Annotated in this window: 20 protein-coding genes; 16 read left to right on the forward strand and 4 right to left on the reverse strand. The window is 62.9% G+C overall.

Features of this window, described 5'->3' with window-relative positions:
• Nucleotides 1–8: 8 nt before the first annotated feature.
• Nucleotides 9–485, reverse strand: coding sequence for a preQ(1) synthase (gene queF, locus ACS3WA_RS07745; protein WP_438277937.1), 477 nt, complete (start codon nucleotides 483–485; stop codon nucleotides 9–11).
• A 236-nt stretch (nucleotides 486–721) separates the two neighbouring features.
• Here queF and eno point away from each other — a divergent pair, with 236 nt between their 5' ends.
• A complete protein-coding gene (gene eno, locus ACS3WA_RS07750; RefSeq protein ID WP_438277938.1) occupies nucleotides 722–2,005 on the forward strand; it encodes a phosphopyruvate hydratase in 1,284 nt (427 codons plus the stop codon).
• Between the two features lie 80 nt (nucleotides 2,006–2,085).
• Here eno and ACS3WA_RS07755 read toward each other — a convergent pair whose 3' ends face one another.
• Nucleotides 2,086–2,757, reverse strand: coding sequence for a hypothetical protein (locus ACS3WA_RS07755; RefSeq protein ID WP_438277939.1), 672 nt, complete (start codon nucleotides 2,755–2,757; stop codon nucleotides 2,086–2,088).
• Between the two features lie 234 nt (nucleotides 2,758–2,991).
• Here ACS3WA_RS07755 and ACS3WA_RS07760 point away from each other — a divergent pair, with 234 nt between their 5' ends.
• The 10 genes from ACS3WA_RS07760 (at nucleotide 2,992) to ACS3WA_RS07805 (ending at nucleotide 13,413) form a co-directional block, all read left to right on the forward strand.
• Nucleotides 2,992–4,242 (forward strand): hypothetical protein, encoded by a 1,251-nt coding sequence (locus ACS3WA_RS07760; RefSeq protein WP_438277940.1) that lies wholly within the window; start codon nucleotides 2,992–2,994, stop codon nucleotides 4,240–4,242.
• 14 nt (nucleotides 4,243–4,256) lie between these two features.
• Nucleotides 4,257–4,844, forward strand: coding sequence for a protein-S-isoprenylcysteine O-methyltransferase (locus ACS3WA_RS07765; RefSeq protein ID WP_438277941.1), 588 nt, complete (start codon nucleotides 4,257–4,259; stop codon nucleotides 4,842–4,844).
• Nucleotides 4,845–4,979: 135 nt separating this feature from the next.
• Nucleotides 4,980–5,537: an NADPH-dependent FMN reductase gene (locus ACS3WA_RS07770; protein ID WP_438277942.1), complete on the forward strand. Its 558-nt coding sequence runs from the start codon at nucleotides 4,980–4,982 to the stop codon at nucleotides 5,535–5,537.
• A 60-nt stretch (nucleotides 5,538–5,597) separates the two neighbouring features.
• Complete coding sequence (locus tag ACS3WA_RS07775) at nucleotides 5,598–5,915, forward strand: FtsB family cell division protein (protein WP_438277943.1); 318 nt, start codon at nucleotides 5,598–5,600, stop codon at nucleotides 5,913–5,915.
• 199 nt (nucleotides 5,916–6,114) lie between these two features.
• Nucleotides 6,115–7,137 (forward strand): pyruvate dehydrogenase (acetyl-transferring) E1 component subunit alpha, encoded by a 1,023-nt coding sequence (gene pdhA, locus ACS3WA_RS07780; RefSeq protein ID WP_438274627.1) that lies wholly within the window; start codon nucleotides 6,115–6,117, stop codon nucleotides 7,135–7,137.
• A 26-nt stretch (nucleotides 7,138–7,163) separates the two neighbouring features.
• Nucleotides 7,164–8,579 carry a pyruvate dehydrogenase complex E1 component subunit beta gene (locus ACS3WA_RS07785; protein WP_438277944.1) on the forward strand — a complete coding sequence of 472 codons (1,416 nt, stop codon included), beginning with the start codon at nucleotides 7,164–7,166 and terminating at the stop codon, nucleotides 8,577–8,579.
• 14 nt (nucleotides 8,580–8,593) lie between these two features.
• Nucleotides 8,594–9,949 carry a pyruvate dehydrogenase complex dihydrolipoamide acetyltransferase gene (locus ACS3WA_RS07790; protein WP_438277945.1) on the forward strand — a complete coding sequence of 452 codons (1,356 nt, stop codon included), beginning with the start codon at nucleotides 8,594–8,596 and terminating at the stop codon, nucleotides 9,947–9,949.
• Nucleotides 9,949–10,593 carry a hypothetical protein gene (locus tag ACS3WA_RS07795; protein ID WP_438277946.1) on the forward strand — a complete coding sequence of 215 codons (645 nt, stop codon included), beginning with the start codon at nucleotides 9,949–9,951 and terminating at the stop codon, nucleotides 10,591–10,593. The genes ACS3WA_RS07790 and ACS3WA_RS07795 overlap by 1 nt, the downstream gene beginning before the upstream one ends.
• Entirely contained in the window at nucleotides 10,586–12,007 is a 1,422-nt protein-coding gene (lpdA, locus tag ACS3WA_RS07800; protein WP_438277947.1) for a dihydrolipoyl dehydrogenase, read from the forward strand. Before ACS3WA_RS07795 ends, lpdA begins: the two co-directional genes overlap by 8 nt.
• A 581-nt stretch (nucleotides 12,008–12,588) precedes the next feature.
• Nucleotides 12,589–13,413, forward strand: a complete 825-nt coding sequence (locus ACS3WA_RS07805) for a tetratricopeptide repeat protein (RefSeq protein ID WP_438277948.1) — start codon at nucleotides 12,589–12,591, stop codon at nucleotides 13,411–13,413.
• Between the two features lie 32 nt (nucleotides 13,414–13,445).
• On the opposite strand, the gene xth is transcribed toward ACS3WA_RS07805, so the two are convergent.
• Both xth and erpA read right to left on the reverse strand, forming a co-directional pair.
• Nucleotides 13,446–14,237 (reverse strand): exodeoxyribonuclease III, encoded by a 792-nt coding sequence (gene xth / locus ACS3WA_RS07810; RefSeq protein ID WP_438277949.1) that lies wholly within the window; start codon nucleotides 14,235–14,237, stop codon nucleotides 13,446–13,448.
• A 102-nt stretch (nucleotides 14,238–14,339) separates the two neighbouring features.
• Nucleotides 14,340–14,672: an iron-sulfur cluster insertion protein ErpA gene (gene erpA, locus ACS3WA_RS07815; RefSeq protein ID WP_438277950.1), complete on the reverse strand. Its 333-nt coding sequence runs from the start codon at nucleotides 14,670–14,672 to the stop codon at nucleotides 14,340–14,342.
• Between the two features lie 110 nt (nucleotides 14,673–14,782).
• On the opposite strand from erpA, the gene ACS3WA_RS07820 reads away from it, so the two are divergent.
• The 5 genes from ACS3WA_RS07820 (at nucleotide 14,783) to ACS3WA_RS07840 (ending at nucleotide 21,295) form a co-directional block, all read left to right on the forward strand.
• Nucleotides 14,783–15,997 (forward strand): deoxyguanosinetriphosphate triphosphohydrolase, encoded by a 1,215-nt coding sequence (locus ACS3WA_RS07820; protein ID WP_438277951.1) that lies wholly within the window; start codon nucleotides 14,783–14,785, stop codon nucleotides 15,995–15,997.
• Between the two features lie 38 nt (nucleotides 15,998–16,035).
• The gene (argS, locus tag ACS3WA_RS07825; protein ID WP_438277952.1) at nucleotides 16,036–17,829 is read left to right on the forward strand and encodes an arginine--tRNA ligase; all 1,794 of its coding nucleotides are present in this window, start codon (nucleotides 16,036–16,038) and stop codon (nucleotides 17,827–17,829) included.
• Between the two features lie 103 nt (nucleotides 17,830–17,932).
• The gene (locus tag ACS3WA_RS07830; RefSeq protein WP_438277953.1) at nucleotides 17,933–19,396 is read left to right on the forward strand and encodes an SPOR domain-containing protein; all 1,464 of its coding nucleotides are present in this window, start codon (nucleotides 17,933–17,935) and stop codon (nucleotides 19,394–19,396) included.
• Between the two features lie 46 nt (nucleotides 19,397–19,442).
• Nucleotides 19,443–20,462: a beta-N-acetylhexosaminidase gene (gene nagZ, locus ACS3WA_RS07835; protein ID WP_438277954.1), complete on the forward strand. Its 1,020-nt coding sequence runs from the start codon at nucleotides 19,443–19,445 to the stop codon at nucleotides 20,460–20,462.
• Nucleotides 20,459–21,295, forward strand: a complete 837-nt coding sequence (locus ACS3WA_RS07840) for a segregation and condensation protein A (RefSeq protein ID WP_438277955.1) — start codon at nucleotides 20,459–20,461, stop codon at nucleotides 21,293–21,295. The genes nagZ and ACS3WA_RS07840 overlap by 4 nt, the downstream gene beginning before the upstream one ends.
• Nucleotides 21,296–21,310 lie beyond the last annotated feature (15 nt).

A 21,310-nucleotide genomic window follows, 5' to 3' on the forward strand; every position in this document is an offset into this window, starting at 1 on the left:
CCGCGGCTTCAGCCCCGTCCCCGGTACGACGGTACGTCCTGATCGGGAATCCAGACGCCCTTCGGAAGCCGTCCGGTCTGCCAGAACACGTCGATGGGAATGCCGCCACGCGGATACCAGTAGCCGCCGATGCGCAGCCATTTCGGTCTCACTGCGGCCGCGATGCGCTTGCCGATCGCAACGGTGCAATCCTCGTGAAAAGCGCCATGGTTGCGGAAACTCGCCAGATAAAGTTTGAGCGATTTCGACTCCAGCAGCCACGACCCCGGCACATAGTCGATCACGAGATGCGCGAAGTCCGGCTGGCCGGTGACCGGGCACAGCGCGGTGAACTCCGGCGCCGTGAACCGCGCGACATAATTGGTGTCCTTCTGCGGATTGGGCACGTGGTCCAGTTTCGCGGCCTCCGGCGAATCTGGCCACGTCACCGCGCGGCCAAGCTGCAGCGTGGGTGATTTTGGCGAGGATGGAAGTTTTCGTGGCATGATTATCTCCATCGGAGCGCGATCTGCAGCAACGGAAGCCGGTTTGCGTCCGGTCACGCTCTGAATTGATTTGAACCGCGCATGATCTTTTCGCCAAACCGCTCACACTTTGGCGGATCACGCGCTTCTGTAGCCAATCGTAACGAATACGTCACGATTCACGGCCTTTCCCGCGCCCGAGCATTGCTGTAGAAGCACCGCAAAATCCAGTGTTCAAGTGATTCAAGAGGTTCTTAATGACCGCCATCGTCGACATCATCGGCCGCGAAATTCTCGACAGCCGCGGCAATCCGACCGTGGAGGTCGACGTGGCGCTCGAAGACGGCGCGATGGGCCGCGCCGCGGTGCCCTCGGGCGCTTCCACCGGAGCGCATGAGGCGGTCGAACTGCGCGACGGCGACGAAACCCGCTATTTCGGCAAGGGTGTGCGAAAGGCGGTCGACGCGGTAAATGGCGAGATATTCGATGCCATCGGGGGCATGGACGCCGAGCAGCAAACGCAGATCGACGATATCCTGATCGAACTGGACGGGACCGCGAACAAGAGCCGGCTCGGCGCCAACGCGATTCTCGGCGTGTCGCTGGCGCTCGCCAGGGCGGCGGCGGACTCGCTCGATATGCCGCTGTATCGCTACGTCGGCGGCGTCTCGGCGCGGACGCTTCCGGTGCCGATGATGAATATCGTCAACGGCGGTGTGCACGCCGACAACCCGATCGACTTTCAGGAATTCATGATCATGCCGGTCGGCGCTCCAACCTTCTCGGAAGGCCTGCGCTGCGGCTCGGAAATCTTTCACACCCTGAGAGCCGAATTGAAGAAGGCCGGCCACAATACCAACGTCGGCGACGAGGGCGGTTTCGCACCAAACCTGCCGTCAGCCAGCGCGGCGCTCGATTTCATCATGAGCGCGATCGTCAAGGCCGGTTACAAGCCAGGCGACGACGTGGTGCTGGCGCTCGATCCGGCCGCGAGCGAGTTCTTCAAGGACGGCAAGTATGTCTATTCAGGCGAGGGGAAGACCCGCTCGGTCGAGGAGCAGGCGAGATACCTTGCCAAGCTGGCGGCGGACTATCCGATCGTCTCGATCGAGGACGGGATGGCCGAGGACGACTTCGACGGCTGGAAGCTCCTCACCGATCTCATTGGCAAAACCTGCCAGCTTGTTGGCGACGACCTGTTCGTCACCAACGTGGCGCGGCTCGCGGACGGCATCAGGAACGGCCGCGCCAATTCCATCCTTATCAAGGTCAACCAGATCGGCACGTTGACGGAAACGCTGGCGGCCGTCGAAATGGCCTACAAGGCCGGCTACACCGTCGTGATGTCGCATCGCTCGGGCGAGACCGAGGATTCCACCATCGCTGACCTCGCAGTCGCCACCAATTGCGGGCAGATCAAGACCGGCTCGCTGTCGCGATCGGACCGCGCCGCCAAATACAACCAGTTGCTGCGCATCGAGCAGCAGCTTGGCGCTCAGGCGAAGTATGGTGGACGCGCGGCGCTGAAGGCGCTGGCGTAACGCTCCTATCAATCGGATAAAACAGTCGCCGGTGCGCGAGGCGCGTGCCGGCGTGCTTCCGAGCGCCGATCGTGTCTTGCTTACTGCGCCGCAGGCGCGGCCGAGACCTCATGGTGTTTGGCGGGCCGTTTGACACGATGGGTGCCCCCGCCGACCGCCTGCAGCACCGCCGCGATCGCCTGGCGATGGAGGGCATCGGCCTTGTCGATCACGAAATGGTTGTAGGCGCCGCTTTCATTGAGGTTGGAGAGGCTGCCGCGGAACTGTTTGCCGGGCTCCACAGGACGGCCCCATGCGGTGGGCACGTAGAAATTGATGATTCGCCGTACGTTGGGTGGAACCCGGTCCGGCGCGGTTGGATCGAAGTTCACGATCAGCGCCACAGGAATTCTGTTATCGTTCAGCTTGCGCGCCAGGGAAATCGTCGTATCCGCGCCGTAGGAATGGCCCATCAGGATGATGGGCTCACGATTGCCCGCGCGATATTGGGCCGTGATGCTGTCGCCGAGCGACGACCAGGATGTATAGGATACGGCCTCGGCCCTGACGCCGACTTTCTCGAGTTTCGCAGCCAACTCATCCATGCCGAGCGAAAAGACGTTAAAAAGGCCGCGCATCAGGTAGACTTGGCCGGGCCGGTGCGGCGCGGTGGCCTGTGCGTGGGCCGAACTCGTCAGCATCCCGCCGATCAGGAACAGACTTACCATTGCGGCATGCAGGCCGCGGCGCGCAGGCTGGAAAATGGTCAGCATCAAAGGTTCCAGTTCAAATGACATGGGACCGCACTATATTTCGCCTCCACGTTCTCCCGTCAATCGCGCCGCCATAAATCCTGTGGGTTGTGATTGAAACGTCACAACTGCTCCTGTTTCCGGACACGTATTCGCAGCCGGATTCTGTAGTATCCTGATCGTGGCCGGAGAGAATTCAGCCGTCTCCGCCCGCAAAACATGATTCGATAACAGCGAGGGAAGTGACGGGATCGCATGATCGCACGGCGGCATGTCTTTCATATCGGCGGATACGATCCGATCTCGCCCGAGCAGCAGCTTGAGCGGTTCCGCCGGTCGCTGTCGCTGTTTCAGCGAACCTGGGGCGTGAAGGCGGCCATCGTGAGCGGAATCGACGCGACGCCGGTCAGCGCCTCATGGGAGATGGAGGCCTCGGGTTCCAACTGGAACACCCGCACGTCCTACGAAATGCTGCGGTGGGATGACCTGATTCGGGAGGATCACGCTCGTGGCATGTGGTCGCGTCTGCGGGAGGCCTTCGTCACGCTGGTTGATTTCGTCCTGACCGGCACGCTGTTTCGCTTCATGTATTCGAGCTGGAAATATGCCGGCTTCTTTCTGTTTCCGTATCTGTATCTCGCAGGCTTTGCCGCCTGCGGGGCTGGCATCGGATACGGTCTGGTCCGGCTCGCCGGCGTCACCGGGTTCGCGGCAATCCTGCTAATCGTGGTGGCGACCGTCGTCGTGACGGCAGGTTTGCTGTCCCTGTTGGGCTGGCGATGGCCGATCAATCACGTATTCGACGACTGGATCTTCTCGCGTGAGTTCGTCTACGGCCAGCGGCCGCGCATGGACGCGCGGATCGACCAGTTCGCGGAGCGAATCCTCGACAGGGTTCGCAACGCCGATGTCGACGAGATCGTCATTGTCGGCCATTGTCTCGGCGCGGCGCTGGTGATGGATGCGGTTGCGCGCGCGCTCGAGCGCGAACCGGAGCTTGCGAGGTGCGGCCCTCCGCTTTGCATCCTGACCGTCGGCGCCACCATACCGAAATTCTCGCTGCATTCGCAGGGCGAGCGCATTCGTCAGGCCACGCAAAGGGTTGCCGGCGAGCTTCAAATCCGCTGGACCGAATATCACGCCCGCGACGACGCCATCAGTTTCTACCGCTTCGATCCGGTGACGTTGAAGCGCTTCAGCCGCGAGCGCTCCGACGGGCGGCCGAACATCCGGCGCGTGCAGTTGCATGACATGATGGACAAGGCCAGCTTCCGGCGACACCGCTTCAACTTCATGCTGATGCACTACAAGTTCTTGATGGGAAACAGCGTGCGCGCCAATTACGATCATTGCCTCATCATCTGTGGCCCGCTGCCGTTCGACGAGATCACCGCGCCGCGCGGCGGGGTCGAGCGTTTCGGAGAGGACGGCACTCTTCTTGCGAAAGACCGGCCTGTGACGACCGCAGCGGCCATTCCGGCGGATGCCGCCGCCGATGCGGTTTAGGCGCAGCGTTGGTCATGTCATCGATCGCGCTCGGACAGACGATCTGGATCGTCGGCATCGTCGCCTGGTTCATTATCCGCTATCCCTATGCCCGGCGGGCGCGGCGCACCGCGACCTTGCGGCGCGACGGCGCCTGGCGCGAGCGCGCGCTTCTGGCTGTCGCGTTTCTTGGCCTGTTTGCCATCCCCGCTCTCAATCTTGCGACGGGATGGCCGCGCGCGTTCGCCTATGATCCGGGTTACGGGCTTGTCGTCGCGGGCGCCGCATTGTTCGCGTTTTCGCTCTGGCTGTTCCGCCGTTCGCACAAGGATCTCGGCCGCCAATGGTCGGCGGCGCTGGAGGTGCGCGAGGGGCATCGGGTCGTCCGCAACGGCGTGTACCGATCGATCCGCCATCCGATGTATGCCTCGTTCTGGCTGTGGGGGGCGGCGCAGGCCTGCCTGCTGCCGAACCTCGTCGCCGCGCTGAGTGGGCTCGTTGCTGTGGCGCTGTTGTTCTTCGCGCGCGTGAATTTCGAGGAACGGATGATGATCGAGATGTTCGGTGAGGACTATCGTCGCTACATGCAGGAAACAAAACGGATTATTCCCGGCGTGTATTGATCCGCGCAAGCCTGGCATCGTCAAGATGAAGCGCGAATCCAATCTTGCGACTTGCAATGAGGGTTCCGATAAATAGATGCATTTGCATTGTTCAGCGTCCGCCCGGTTTGAATCGGCACAACCACAGGATCGATCATGGCATCTCAATTCAGCGTCGCCGTTATCGTCGGCAGCCTTCGCAAGGAGGCGTTTTCCCTGAAAATCGCCAAGGCTTTGACGAAGCTTGCGCCATCCTCGCTTCAGCTCGACGTCATCACGCTCAACGGATTGTCGTTCTATAACCAGGATCTCGAGGCCACGCCGCCAGCCGATTGGGTGAGTTTTCGCGAGCGCGTGAAGAAGGCCGATGCCGTCCTGTTCGTGACGCCCGAATACAATCGGTCCGTTCCCGGCGTTCTGAAAAACGCCATCGATGTGGGATCGCGCCCCTACGGACAGAGCGTCTTCGACGGCAAGCCCGGCGGCGTCATCAGCAATTCGCCGGGCGCCATCGGCGGGTTCGGCGCCAACCATCATCTGCGCCAGTCGCTGGTATTCCTCAACGTGCCGGTGTTGCAGCAGCCGGAGGCCTATGTCGGCGGCATTGGCGATGCGTTCGACGAGAACGGCGAACTGGTCAAGGCGTCCTTGCGCGAGTTTCTCGAAGCCTACATCAAGGCCTTCGCCGCGTGGGTCGCCCAGCAGAAGAAATAGGAGCCTGCGCGAGGACTGGCCGTTAGCGAAGCCTTAACCGGGCGGCCGCATCGTCCGGCCATGGTCTCGCGTTCACGACTCAAATCGCTGCTCACCGGGCTTGCCCTCTATGCGATGGCGGCGATGATCGTCGGCTATTTCGGCGTCAACGCCTATACCGGCAAGTACGGATTGAATGCCCGGCAGGAGCTTGACCAGGAGATCGTCGCGCTGACCTCAGAACTGGCGCGGCTGAAGGCAGAGCGTGCCGAGGGCGAGAAGCGGGTCGCGCTCCTGCGCTCGAGCGGAATCGACCCCGACATGCTCGACGAGCGCGTCCGCTTTCAGCTCGACTACGCCAACCCGCGCGATCTCGTTCACGTCATCCGCCCGAAATAACCCGGGAGCGGGAAGCCCTTGCGCGTGATTGCGTGCAACCGCGAAAACCTGTCGTCTAATTTCAAAAACGTTCCTTTTTCGGTCACGGAATTTCGCTGACGCTGCAATGCGGAAGCCGCGCGCATCAATTTGATCACGCGCTTTCAAGGTTGTGCGAGTTGAGCTAGAGAAGGTGATCCTTCCCGCATCCGGATTTGACATGGCCGCATCCAAGAAAAGCGTCGCGCAGACAGCAGACAACGGCTCGGAGAGCGGGTCGCCCCCCGCGTTCACGCGCGAGCAGGACCTTCAAGCCTTGCGCGACATGCTGCTGATCCGTCGTTTCGAGGAAAAGGCCGGCCAGCTCTACGGAATGGGTGCGATCGGCGGCTTCTGCCATCTCTACATCGGTCAGGAAGCGATCGTGGTCGGGATGCAGATGACGCTCGGAAAGGGCGATCAGGTCATCACCGGGTACCGCGACCATGGCCACATGCTGGCCTGCGGCATGGATGCCAAGGGCGTGATGGCCGAACTGACCGGGCGTCGCGGCGGCTATTCCAAGGGCAAGGGCGGCTCCATGCACATGTTCAGCAAGGAGAAGCACTTCTACGGCGGCCACGGCATCGTTGGCGCGCAGGTGTCGCTCGGAACCGGCCTTGCCTTCGCCAACCGCTACCGCGGCAACGACCGCGTCAGCCTCGCTTACTTCGGAGACGGGGCGGCCAATCAGGGCCAGGTCTATGAGAGCTTCAACATGGCCGAGCTGTGGAAGCTTCCGGTGGTCTACATCATCGAGAACAATCGCTACGCCATGGGCACCTCGGTGACGCGCTCGTCTGCGCAGACGGATTTCTCCAAGCGCGGCGTGTCCTTCAACATTCCCGGCGAGCAGGTCGACGGCATGGACGTCCGCGCCGTGAAGGCGGCGGGCGACAGGGCGGTGAAGTGGTGTCGCGAGGGCAACGGCCCCTATATCCTGGAGATGCAGACCTACCGCTATCGCGGCCACTCGATGTCTGATCCTGCCAAGTACCGCACGCGCGAGGAAGTCGACAAGGTGCGGCACGATCAGGACCCGATTGAACAGGTCCGCAACCGGCTGCTGGCGGACAAGGTCGCCGAGGACGAGCTGAAGAAGATCGACGCCAAGGTGCGCGAGATCGTCAATATGGCTGCGGACTTCGCGCAGAACGATCCCGAGCCTGACGCATCCGAACTTTACACCGACATTTACCGCTAAGCGCGCAAGCTTTTTTCGGAGCGATCATGCCAATCCAAGTTCTGATGCCCGCGCTTTCGCCGACGATGGAAAAGGGCAACCTCGCCAAGTGGCTGAAGAAAGAGGGCGAGGCGGTGAGGTCCGGCGACGTCATCGCCGAGATCGAGACCGACAAGGCCACCATGGAGGTCGAGGCGACCGACGAGGGCACGCTCGGCAAGATCCTGATTCCGGAAGGCACCAACGATGTCGCGGTGAACACGCCGATAGCGACCATTCTTGCGGATGGGGAGAGCGCCGCCGATCTCGGCAAGGCGGAGGCGCCCAAGGCCGCCAGGATGCTCGCTCAAGATGTGTCCAGCGAGGTCGCGGAATCCCGCGCGCCGGTCGGCGAGGGCAAGCCGATGATCTCGGATCCCAAGCGACCTGCCGGCACCGCGGCGGAGATTCCCGAGGATCCCGACATTCCCGCCGGTACCGAAATGGTGACGATGACCATCCGCGAGGCATTGCGCGACGCCATGGCCGAGGAAATGCGCCGCGACGGCGACGTTTTCCTGATGGGCGAGGAAGTGGCCGAATATCAGGGCGCCTACAAGGTCTCGCAGGGCCTTTTGGAGGAGTTCGGCGCACGGCGCGTGATCGATACCCCGATCACCGAGCACGGCTTTGCCGGCGTCGGCGTCGGCGCGGCGTTTGCCGGCCTGAAGCCGATCGTCGAGTTCATGACCTTCAACTTCGCGATGCAGGCGATCGACCAGATCATCAACTCCGCCGCCAAGACGCTTTACATGTCCGGCGGGCAGATGGGCTGTTCGATTGTATTCCGGGGACCGAACGGCGCGGCCGCGCGCGTCGCCGCCCAACACAGTCAGGACTATTCGGCGTGGTATTCGCAAATTCCGGGGCTGAAAGTGATCGCGCCGTATTCCGCCGCGGACTACAAAGGGCTTTTGAAAGCCGCGATCCGCGATCCCAATCCGGTGATCTTCCTCGAGAACGAAATTCTTTACGGGCACACCGGTCCGGTGCCGAAGCTCGACAACTATGTGCTGCCGATCGGCAAGGCGCGGATCGCGCGCGCCGGCCAACACGTCACGCTGGTCTCTTGGTCGAACGGCATGACCTATGCGCTGAAGGCGGCCGATGAACTCGCGAAGGAGGGTATCGAGGCCGAGGTCATCGACCTGCGCACGCTGCGCCCGATGGATACCGACACCATCGTGGCCTCGGTGCGGAAGACCGGTCGCGCGGTGACCGTGGAGGAGGGCTGGCAGCAGTCCGGCGTGGGTGCCGAGATCGTCGCGCGCATCATGGAGCATGCGTTCGATTATCTCGATGCGCCGGTCATGCGCGTCTCCGGCAAGGACGTGCCGATGCCGTACGCGGCCAATCTCGAAAAGCTGGCGCTGCCGTCGATTGCCGAAGTCGTCGAGGCGGCGAAGGCCGTCTGCTATCGCTGAGCGGGACTGACATCATGCCGATCAATATCCTGATGCCTGCTTTGTCGCCGACGATGGAAAAGGGCAACCTCGCCAAGTGGCTCAAGAAGGAGGGCGACAAGGTCAGGTCCGGCGACGTCATCGCCGAGATCGAAACCGACAAGGCGACCATGGAGGTCGAGGCGGTGGACGAGGGCACCATCGCGAAGATTCTGGTGCCGGAAGGCACGCAGGACGTGCCGGTCAACAATGTGATCGCGGTGCTCGCCGGCGACGGCGAGGACGTGAAGGCGGCGGCGAGCGGCGGCGGGACATCGCCACCAAAGGCCGAAGCGAAAAGCACCCCCTCTTCCCAACCCTCCAAGAGCGAGCCTGGCTCGTCTCGACCCCACAGGGGGGAGGGAACAGGCAGCACTGCTGCACAGGCGACTGGAAAATCGCCAGCGCCTCAGGCCAACGGTCACGACCGCATCTTCTCGTCTCCGCTGGCGCGGCGGCTGGCGAAGGAAGCTGGCATCGAGCTTGCCCGCATCGATGGCAGCGGCCCGCATGGTCGCATCGTCGCGCGCGACGTGGAGCAGGCGAAATCCGGCAAGGGACTGAAGGCTCCGGCGGCTGCGCCCGCAGGCGCGTCCACCATTGCTCCCGCGATGTCCGACAAGCAGATCCTGTCGCTGTTCGAGGACGGCTCCTACGAGATCGTGCCGCATGACAACATGCGCCGCACCATCGCGCAGCGCCTGACCGCCTCGATACAGACCATTCCGCACTTCTACCTGACGATGGACTGCGATATCGGCAGGTTGCTTGCCGCGCGCGAGGACATCAACGCGTCCGCGCCGAAGGACAAGGAGAAGAAGCCGCTCTACAAATTGTCGGTCAACGACTTCGTCATCAAGGCGATGGCGATTGCGTTGCAGCGCGTGCCGAATGCCAATGTGAGCTGGACCGAAAGCGGCATGCTTAAACATAAGCATTCCGACATCGGGGTCGCGGTGGCGATGCCGGGTGGCTTGATTACCCCGATCATCCGCAAGGCCGAAACGAAATCGCTATCGACGATATCATCAGAGATGAAGGACTTCGCCGCCCGCGCGCGGGCGCGGAAACTCAAGCCCGAGGAATATCAGGGCGGCACCACGGCCGTGTCGAACCTCGGCATGTACGGCATCAAGGATTTCACCGCCGTCATCAATCCGCCGCACGCCACGATCCTGGCGGTCGGCGCCAGCGAGGAACGCGCGGTCGTGCGGGGCGGCAAGATCGAGGCGGCCCACATCATGAGCGTGACGTTGAGTTGCGATCACCGCGCGGTCGATGGCGCGCTCGGCGCGGAACTGATCGGCGCGTTCAAGACGCTGATCGAGAACCCCGTGATGATGATGGTGTGATGACTGGTATAACCCCAAGCCAAGCTAATGATCCGGAACTGAAGGCAATGACTGATGCGCTGGCCAAAGAGGTTTTTGGTCAGTGGCCACAATCGTTCTTCATCGCTGAGAAAGAATGGCTGCGTGTCAGACCAAGTTCGGACAAAGCTATGCCGTATCTTTATGTCCCCGGATCTCGAAAACAACCCGCTATATCCGACGGACTTTATGCTCACTTCGGACTGGACAACAAAGACCGGGAGAGAAATCCAGATCACATTCAGGAAATTGAATTCGTAGATGTCATTGCGATTGAGGCATGTTCGTCCTTTGCTAATTTCTGTGACAAGCGGTCGCGCTACGTTGCAGAAAATCGTCTAGGTCTTTATTGCCAGGAGGAGTGGCTGAAATCGAAAAAAACTCAAATCGGCAACAACGATTGCGCAGTACAAAATATACCGGTGCGATTTCAATCCGTGGTGTTCGTTTTAAAAGACGATCTGCTCAAAGACATTCTGGTGCACTTGCATCCATGGGCCAATGAATTCTTCTTATCGTGGAGTAAGCGGAAAGAAGCTGGCGAGAATTTTCAAGCTATCTTCAGGCGCATGGTGCCCGAAGCCCATTTCGTTGATCAAGAATGCGAACTGGTAATTAATGCCTGACACCTCCTTCGACATTATCATCATCGGCTCCGGCCCGGGCGGCTATGTTACCGCGATCCGTGCGGCGCAGCTCGGTTTCAAGACAGCGATCGTCGAGAAGCAGCATCTCGGCGGCATCTGTCTGAACTGGGGCTGCATTCCGACCAAGGCGCTGCTGCGCTCGGCGGAAATCTATCATTACATGCAGCACGCCAAGGATTACGGCCTGTCGGCCGAGAAGGTGAGCTACGACCCGAAGGCCGTGGTGCAGCGCTCGCGCGGCGTTTCGAAGCGCCTCAACGAGGGCGTCGGCTTCCTGATGAAGAAGAACAAGATCGCCGTGATCTGGGGCGAGGCGTCGATCGACGCGCCCGGAAAGATCACGGTGAAGGCGGGCAGCGCCGATGCGCCGAAAGGCGTGCTGGGGGCAGGCAGCTATCAGGCCAGGCACATCATCGTCGCGACCGGCGCGCGACCGCGCGCGCTGCCGGGGCTGGAGGGCGACAAGAAGCTGGTCTGGACCTACTTCGAGGCGATGGTCGCGCCGAACATTCCGAAGTCGCTGCTGGTCGTCGGCTCCGGCGCGATCGGCATCGAATTCGCCTCGTTCTTCCGCGCCATGGGAGCGGAGGTCACCGTGGTGGAGGTGCTGCCGCAGATCCTCCCCGTCGAGGATGCCGAGATCGCCGGCCTTGCCCGCAAGCAGTTCGAGAAGCAGGGCATCAGGATCATGACCTCAACCAAGGTCACCAAGCTGGAGAAGAAGGCCGACAGCGTCGTCGCCACCATCGACGATGGCAAGGGCAAGCCGGTCAGTGCCGAGTTCGAGCGGGTGATCTCGGCGGTCGGCGTGGTCGGCAATATCGAGAACCTTGGGCTTGAGAAGCTAGGCGTGAAAACCGACCGCGGCTGCATCGTGATCGACGGCTACGGCAGGACCAACGTGCCCGGCATTTACGCGATCGGGGACGTCGCTGGACCGCCGATGCTGGCGCATAAGGCCGAGCACGAGGGGGTCGTCTGCATCGAGGCGATCAAGGGGCTGAAGCCGCACCCGATGGACAAGCTGCTGATCCCCGGCTGCACCTATTGCCACCCGCAGATCGCATCCGTCGGCCTGACCGAAGCCAAGGCGAAGGAAGCGGGTAGGGACATCCGCGTCGGCCGCTTCCCGTTCGCCGGCAACGGCAAGGCGATTGCGCTCGGCGAGGATCAGGGGCTGGTGAAGGTGATCTTCGACAAGTCAACCGGCCAGCTTCTGGGCGCGCATATGATCGGCGCGGAAGTCACCGAGTTGATCCAGGGCTATGTGGTGGCGATGAACCTCGAAACCACCGAGGAAGAACTGATGCACACCATCTTCCCGCATCCGACGCTGTCGGAAATGATGAAGGAAGCCGTGCTCGACGCTTACGGCCGCGTGCTCAATATGTAAGAGGCGGAGGTGGTGCCGTAGTCAGGCGGTACCTGTTTGCGATCGAAGGGCCGACCGGACGATGGTTGCCGGGCGGCAACCCTTGTTGCCAGCGCGCAACACCGATGGGACATTTAACCCTGTCAACAGGTGGCTCTTGCAGACGCCGCTATTTAGCCACACCACTTCGTGAATTATTCCAATGTCGGCTGAAGGCGGACGCTCATCCTGCTTGGGGAAATCCCCTCGTCTGGAGCGATCCGATCAAAAAAGAAGCCGCCGGGGAAACAGGTAGGCGATGGTCGAGACGGGGATCAGGAGCAGGCTGGCGAACCGTCATGCGACGGCAGGTCGGGATCGCGCGTCCCATCGCTGGTTTCATGTAGCGGGATCGAGCGGGCGGCAACTCCGACGGCCCGTCGAACTCCGTGGCTTCGCGATCGCGGGGACACTTGACGTAAATTTGACCGGCGGCGGACGCACCGAACGAAAGACCAATTGGCACCGCCGCGCGACCAACCCTACATCCATCTTGCTCAGGAAAAATGCCCAGCGGATCGGACCGGCAACCGGCGGTGGCGGGGCATACGAGAAATCGCGTCATGTGGACGTCTAGGAGCAGAGTTCTTGTTGTGTTGGCGTTGGGCGCGGTTTGCGCCAGCGTTCCGGCATCTGCCTTTGACGGAACCGTAGCCGGGCAGCCGGATTCCACCACGGCGGCGGCGCTCCCCGTGGCCGCCGCGCCTCTCACCGGCGGTCAGGCGCTGAAGAAGGCGGTGCCCCCGAGCACCTCGCTGACGGCGCTGCAATATGCCGCCGAAGGCGGGCATCCGATTGCCCAGTGGCGGCTGGGGCGAATGTACGCGAATGGCGACGGCGTCACCCAGGACGATCAGCGCGCCTTCGAGTACTTCAGCCGCATCGCCAATGCCCATGCCGAGGACAGCCCTTCGGCGCCGCAGGCTGCTGTTGTCGCCAACGCGTTCGTCGCGCTGGGACGCTATTACCTCCAGGGTATCCCGAATTCGACGATCAAGCGCGACGCCGAGCGCGCCCGCGAGATGTTCTCCTATGCGGCCTCCTATTTCGGCGATGCCGACGCGCAATACGATCTGGCGCGGCTTTACCTGAAGGGGATCGGCGCTCCCCACGACGTCAAGTACGGCGCCCGCTGGCTCGGCCTCGCGGCGCAGAAAGGCCAGCATGAGGCCCAGGCGATGCTGGGCAAGATGCTGTTCAACGGCGATCAGTTGCCTCGCCAGGCAGCGCGTGGGCTGATGTGGCTGACGCTTGCCCGGGATGCAGCCCAGCCGGACGAGACCTGGATCACCGAAAGCTACAACAAGGCGATCGCGAAGGCCTCGGAAGACGACCGCGCCATGGCCCTGCAGATGCTGGAGCATTGGGTGCAGGGGCGGCGGGATTAACCCCCTCTCGCTTTAGACCCGCGGCTTGATGTTCAGGCCGCGTCCAGATCCAGGTCGATCCAGACCGGGACATGGTCTGACGCCTTTTCCCAACCGCGGACGTGGCGATCGATTCCGACCGCGCTGAGCCGGTCGCTGGCCTGCGGCGATAACAGCAAGTGGTCGATCCGCAGCCCGTTGTTCTTCTGCCAGGCGCCGGCCTGATAATCCCAGAAAGTATATTCCCCGGCGGCGTCAGAGGCCGCGCGCAGCGCATCGGTCAGGCCGAGCCCGAGCAGTGTCTGAAAGGCTTGCCGCGTCTGCGGCCGAAACAACGCATCGTCAACCCACGAGGCCGGATTGTAGACGTCGCGCGGCGCGGGGATGACGTTGAAGTCGCCGGCAAGCACGAAGGCTTCCTCGCTTTTCAGCCGCTCGCGTGAATATTCAATAAGCCGCGATATCCAACTGAGCTTATAAGGATACTTCTCGGTATTCGGCGGATTGCCGTTGGGCAGATAAAGGCAGGCGATCCGCACCACGCCATGCTTGAGCGAGACCACGCCTTCGAGGAATCGCGACTGCACGTCGTCCTCGTCGCCGGCCAGCCGCGGCCGGGTCTCGTCGAACGGGAATTTCGACAGCAGCGCCACGCCGTTGAAGGTCTTCTGGCCGTGCGTCACCACGTTGTAGCCAAGCGCCTCGATGGCCTCGCGCGGAAACTGCTCATCGACGCATTTGGTCTCCTGAAGGCAGACGACATCCGGCGCGGTTTCCCCAAGCCAGGCAAGAAGGTGATCCAGCCGCTGCCGGATCGAATTGACGTTCCAGGTGGCTATGCGCATGAGGGTTCCCGGGGCGTCATTGCCGGACCTGATCCGGCAATCCATCCTTCAAAAGCTTTTCTATCGATGGCCCGCGCACCATCAATTGTCGGGATCAAACACTTAGATCGAGAAGCTGGTGCCGCAGCCGCAGGACGCGGTGGCGTTCGGATTGACCACCCTGAACGAGGCGCCGATCAGGTCGTCGACGAAATCGACTTCGGAACCAGTCAGGAACGGGACCGAGGCAGGATCGACGAGAACCACGGCGGTGTCGCGCGCGATCACCAGATCGTCTTCGGCCTTCGCGCGTTCGATGTCGAACTTGTACTGGAACCCCGAGCAGCCGCCGCCTTCGACGCTGATCCGCAACATGGCGCCTTCGCCCTCGGACTTGAGGATTTCCCCGATCCGGCGCGCCGCGCGTTCGCTGACGGTGATGTTGGGTTCGGTCATCGGGCGACTCCGTGTGGGTTGCGGGCATTCTCCAATATTTTGCAATGCCCGCAAGCCATAGTTAAGTGCCCCGGGCGTGAGAATCAAACGATCGGAAGGGGCAAATCGCCGTGTCAGTCGCAATGGCAGCTCCCCGCGCGCCCTATGCCAGCGATCCGGACGCCAGCCGCGGCCGCCTGTTCGACGAGCCGCCGAGCAGGACCCGCAGCGCGTTCCGGCGCGACTGCGACCGGGTGATCCATTCGACCGCGTTCCGGCGGCTGAAGCACAAGACCCAGGTGTTCGTCTATCACGAAGGCGACCACTACCGGACCCGTCTCACCCATACCCTCGAGGTGGCCCAGATCGCCCGCGCGCTGGCCCGGCAGCTCGGGCTCGACGAGGACCTGACGGAGGCGTTGGCGCTGGCGCACGATCTTGGCCATCCGCCGTTCGGCCACGCTGGCGAGCGGGCGCTGGACGTCTGCCTCGATGCGTTCGGCGGTTTCGACCACAATGCGCAGACGCTGCGGGTCGTGACCCTGCTGGAACACCGTTATCCGGATTTCGACGGCCTCAACCTGACCTGGGAAACGCTGGAGGGGGTCGTCAAGCACAACGGTCCGCTGACCGATCGCGAGGGAAACGCCGTCGGGCGCTATCAGCGCCGCGGCATCCCGGTCGGCATCGCCGATTTCAACCGGACCTGCGATCTGGAGCTATGGAGTTTCGCCTCGCTCGAGGCCCAGGTCGCGGCGCTCGCCGACGACATCGCCTACGATGCCCACGACATCGACGACGGCCTGCGGGCCGGGCTGTTCGCTGTGGACGACCTGAAGGCGATGCCGCTGACCGCGGCGATGGTCTCCGATATTGCGCGCGGCCACCCGTTGCTGGACGACGACCGGCGAGGGGCCGCGCTGGTGCGCGAACTGATCTCCTGCCTGATTACGGCTGTCGTGTCGGAGACGGAGCGGCGGCTTGCCGACGCGCAGCCGCAATCGGCTGCGGAGGTGCGCCGCCACGACCGTGCGTTGATCGCCTTTCCGCCGGAAATGGCCGAGGCGGAGGCGCTCATCAAGGCATTCCTGAAACAACGGATGTATCGTCATCCTCGCGTCAAGCGGGTGATGGACGAGGCTGAAACCGTCGTCCGGAACCTGTTCGCGCGCTACCGCGACGATCCGGCGGCGCTTCCCCCTCAATGGATGCCGGAGGGCGACGACAGCGGCGCGCTCGATGCCGAAACGGCGCGCAGGATCGGCAATTTCATCGCGGGGATGACCGATCGCTTCGCCATCACCGAGCATCGCAGGCTTTTTGACTCGACCCCGGATTTGCGTTAGGCGGCGCGTAGTCCGTCTCCACGCAAATCGCAGATATCATGACCAATTCCAGTCCATCCCGGCACCTTTTCGCAGACGTGCTGGCGCGGGTGCATACGGCATGCGCCGCGCTCGCGGAAGAAGGCGCGCTGCCGGCGGGACTGGACCTGTCGCGGATCGTGGTCGAGCCGCCGCGGGATGCCTCGCACGGCGACATGGCGACCAACGCCGCGATGGTGCTGGCGAAGGATGCAAAGTCGAAGCCCCGCGATCTCGCGGACCGGATTGCAACGCAGCTGCGCGCCGACGGCCTGATCGACAAGGCCGAGATCGCCGGTCCCGGCTTCATCAACCTGACCCTGAAGCCACAGGCCTGGTCGGATGCCCTGCGCGCCGTGCTGCGAGAGGGCGAGGGCTATGGCCGCAGCGCAGCCGGCGCGGGCGAGAAGGTCAACGTCGAATACGTCTCCGCCAATCCGACCGGACCCATGCATGTCGGCCATGGCCGCGGCGCGGTGTTCGGCGACGCGCTCGCGAGCTTGCTCTCGTTCGCGGGCTACGAGGTGACGCGCGAATACTACATCAACGACGCGGGCGCGCAGGTCGATGTGCTCGCGCGCTCGGCGTTCCTGCGCTATCGCGAGGCGTTGGGTGAGGACATCGGCGAGATTCCGGAAGGGCTTTATCCCGGCGACTATCTGAAGCCGGTTGGGCATGCGCTCGCCGCCCAATTCGGCGACAGGCTGTTGAGCGCTCCTGAAGCCGAATGGCTGCCGGTCGTGCGCGCCAGGGCCATCGCCATGATGATGGAGATGATCCGGGGCGACCTTGCCGCTCTCAACATCACGCATGAGGTGTTCTTCTCGGAGCGCTCGCTGATCGAGGGTGGCAGCGATCAGGTCGCCGCCACCATCGATTTCCTGCGCGCGAAGGGCGACGTCTATGAGGGACGGTTGCCGCCGCCGAAAGGGGCGCCGGTCGAGGACTATGAAGATCGCGAACAGACCTTGTTCCGCGCCACGGCTTACGGCGACGATGTCGACCGCCCGCTGAAGAAATCGGACGGCGGCTACACTTATTTCGCGTCCGATATCGCCTATCACAAGACAAAGTTCGACCGCGGCTTCCTCAACATGGTCGATGTCTGGGGCGCCGATCACGGCGGCTACATCAAGCGCGTGCAGGCCGCGATCAAGGCTGTGACGGCAGGCAGGGCCAGCCTCGACGTCAAGATCGTGCAGCTGGTGCGGCTGTTGCGCAACGGCGAGCCGGTGAAGATGTCCAAACGCGCCGGTGATTTCGTCACATTGCGCGACGTGGTGGATGAAGTCGGCTCAGATGCCGTGCGCTTCATGATGCTGTTCCGCAAGAACGACGCGGTGCTGGATTTCGATCTTGCCAAAGTGATCGAGCAGTCGAAGGACAACCCGGTGTTCTATGTCCAGTACGGCCACGCCCGCGGCTTTTCGATCTTCCGCAACGCGCGCGAGGCGTTCCCCGATTTGCCGGAGGACGACGCGGCGCGCAGGAATTTCCTTGGCGATGCCGCCGTTGAGCGGCTGACCGATCCGGCGGAGCTTGGCCTGCTGCGGCGGCTCGCGCTTTATCCCCGGACTGTCGAAGCGGCCGCGGTGGCGCACGAGCCGCACCGGATCGCGTTCTATCTCTATGATCTCGCGAGCGAATTTCACGCGCTTTGGACGAAAGGGCGCGATTTGCCTCATTTACGCTTCATTATCAATAATGATGCAGAAATAACCATGGCGCGGCTGGCGCTGGTTCAGGGCGTTGTCTCTGTTCTCGCATCAGGACTTGCCGTTCTCGGCGTTCATGCGCCGGCCGAGATGCGATAATGGGTGTAGCCGACACGAGGGGGCTTTGGTGACGGCTTGATTGGCTGCTGTTTCGTTTAGAACGAGCGAGTTGGCGCCTTTCCGGAAGGGACGCGACATCACGATGGCTAATCGATACCAGGACAGATCTTTCCGGGACGACGGCGAGTACGGGCGCGACGATTACGGACGCGACGAGCGCCGCGCGAGCGGCCAGCCCGAAACCGATCCGCTTGCAGAACTCGCCCGGCTGATCGGCCAGACCGATCACTTCGACGATGTCAAACGAGGCGCGCCACCGGCTCCGGCCGATGATCCGGTCGATCACTTCGAGTCCATCGATCACTTTGATCCGGTCGATCACTTCGACCCGAACCCTCCGGTCGAAGCCGGCCCGCCGTCATGGATTCAAAGACGGATGGTTCAACCCGATCCGCCGCTTCAAGCTGCTCCGCCGGTCGAAACCGCTCCGCACCCGGTCTTGCGGCGCGCCGCGGTCTATCCTGACAACGAGCCGCATGTTCAGCATCACGAGCCTGAGTCCTATCATGAGGCCGCCGATCGCTACGACGACGTGCTGTTCGGTCGGCTGCCCGACGGGCGGGACGCGCATGCGTATGAAGACCAGTTTCCTCCCGAGCGTTATCCGGAAGCACCGTTCGATTATCAGGGTTACGGAGAGGTGGAGGACGAACCTGCACCCCGGCGTCGCGGCGGGATGGCGACGGTGGTCGCTGTTTTGGCGCTCGCGGTCATCGGCACCGGGGCGGCCTACGCTTACCGCAACTATGCCGGTACGGCCCGGAGCGGTGCGCCGCCGGTCATCAAGGCCGATGCCGAGCCCAACAAGATTCTTCCGCAAAGGGTCGGCTCGGGCGATGCCGTCGGCAAGTTGATCCAGGACCGGATGTCCACGGAGGACGGCACCGAGCAGATGGTGTCGCGTGAAGAGCAGCCCGTCGACGTCAAGGACGCCACGAACTCTGGTCCACGCGTGGTCTTTCCGCCGCTGAACCAGAACACCAATCCGCCGCCGGCGGCGAGCGTGACGCCGAATGTCAGGCCTCCCGCAACGGTTGCGAACGGGACTGTCGCCGGCGATGAACCCCGCAGGGTCAGGACGTTGACGGTGCGCGGCGATCAGTCCGACCTCGCAGCCGCGGCCGTCGCCCGGCCCGAAACTCCGGCAGCGCCTGTCGCGCCGCCCGCCCGACATGCGCCTCCTGCCACCACTGCACCTGCTGGAAACGTGCCGCTGGCGCTGTCGCCGCAGGCCGAACCGCGGATGCAGGTGGCTTCGACCAATCCGGGCCAGCACGCTCCGGCCGCAGCCGGTACCGGCGGCTATCTCGTCCAGATCTCCTCGCAACGGAACGAGGCCGATGCGCAGGCCTCTTTCCGGGCGCTGCAGCACAAATTCCCCTCGGTGCTGGGTTCGCGGAGTGCACTGGTCAAACGCGCCGACCTTGGCGCCAAGGGTGTCTATTACCGCGCCATGGTCGGGCCGTTCGGCTCGTCCGAAGAGGCCTCGCGCTTCTGCGGCAGCCTCAAATCGGCCGGCGGACAGTGCGTCATCCAAAGGAATTAACGGCGGTTTCCTTGACGCTCGCCGTTGACGCAAGCTAATCGGCGCCATGGCTGTGCGCGCATTTATTACCGGTACGTCGGGGCTGACCCTGACGGCGCAGGAGCGCGAGTTCCTGCGCGACGAACGGCCCTGGGGCTACATCCTGTTCAAGAGGAATGTCGACAATCCCCTGCAGGTCGCTCGTCTGGTTCAAGATTTTAGAGAAACTGTCGGCGATGCCGATGCGCCGGTCCTGATCGATCAGGAAGGCGGCCGGGTGCAACGTCTGAGTCCGCCGCACTGGCCGGTCTATCCGCCGGGCGCGGTGTTCGGCGCTCTCTATGATTGCGATCGCGCTTTGGGGCTGAAAGCCGCGCGGCTGAGCGCGCAACTGATCGCAAACGATCTTGCCGACCTTGGCATCACGGTCGATTGCCTGCCGCTCGCGGACGTTCCGGCGCCCGGCGCTGACGCCATCATTGGCGATCGCGCCTACGGTACTGAGCCGAACAAGGTCGTGGCAATCGCGCGCGCGATCACCGAGGGGCTGGAACTGGGCGGCGTTTTGCCGGTTCTCAAGCACATTCCGGGGCACGGGCGGGCAACCGCCGATACCCATTTCAAGCTTCCGGTCGTGGATGCCTTGAAGAACGATCTGGAAGCCGTTGATTTCGCTACATTCAAGGCGCTTGCCGATCTGCCGATGGCGATGACCGCGCATGTTGTGTTCAGCGCAATTGATGCCACCCAACCGGCTACGACTTCTGCGACAATCGTTGAACAGGTGATTCGCGGCGGTATCGGATTCCAGGGTTTGTTGATGAGTGATGACGTGTCCATGAATGCGTTGACGGGATCGATTGCGGAGCGGACGCGCGCGATCGTTTCCGCCGGCTGCGACATGGTTCTGCATTGCAACGGCGACCTGGCGGAGATGCGGCAGGTGGCCGCCGAAGCGCCGGAACTGTCCGGTATGGCGCTGCAGCGTGCGCAACGCGCCTTGGCCTCGCGCAAGCCGCCCGAGCCGTTCGACCGCGAGGCGGCGCGGGCGGAACTTGATGCGTTGACCGGAGCGGTAGGCGCATGAGCGCGGAAATTCTGTCGTTTGAAACCGGAAGGCCGGCCGAGCGCATTGGTAACGACGATGCGCTGGCGCTCGTCGTCGATGTCGAGGGTTATGAAGGCCCGCTCGATCTGTTGCTGGCGCTGGCCCGACAACAGAAGGTCGACCTGTCGAAAATCTCCATTCTGGCGCTTGCCGACCAGTACCTCGTTTTCATTGAGGCGGCGCGCAAGATTCGTCTCGAACTGGCTGCCGATTATCTGGTGATGGCGGCATGGCTGGCGTTCCTGAAATCGCGGTTGCTGCTGCCGGAGCCGGCGACCCCGGACGGACCGAGCGCGGGCGAGATGGCCACGGCGCTCGCCAACCGCCTGCGCCGCCTCGAGGCGATCCGCGAGGCCGCCAACCGCCTGATGAACAGGCCGCAGTTCCAGCGCGACATCTTTCCGCGCGGCAATCCGGAAGCGATCGCAGAAATCCGCCATCCGCGATTCACCGCGACGCTGTTCGACCTGCTCACCGCTTATGCCACGCAGCGGCAGCAGCGTGTTCTGACCACGGTTCATTTCGCCAAGCGCACGGTCTGGTCGCTGAGCGAAGCGCGCGCCTCGCTCGAGCGTCTTGTCGGGCTGGCCGACGAGGACTGGGGATGCCTCGATGAATACCTGATGACCTATGTCGTCGATCCCTCGCAGCGGGCCACCGTGTTCGCGTCGAGTTTCGCCGCCGCGCTCGAACTGGTGCGCGAGGGCGTCATGGATCTGAACCAGAAAGAGGCGTTCGCGCCGCTCTATTTTCGCAAGCGCGTGCCGCCGGCATCCGCTCCGGTGACGGTGCCCGACGCGCCGGCCCAATAGGGAAGAAGGAGACCG

This window comes from Nitrobacter sp. (genome assembly GCF_051535235.1).
GTDB lineage: Bacteria > Pseudomonadota > Alphaproteobacteria > Rhizobiales > Xanthobacteraceae > Nitrobacter.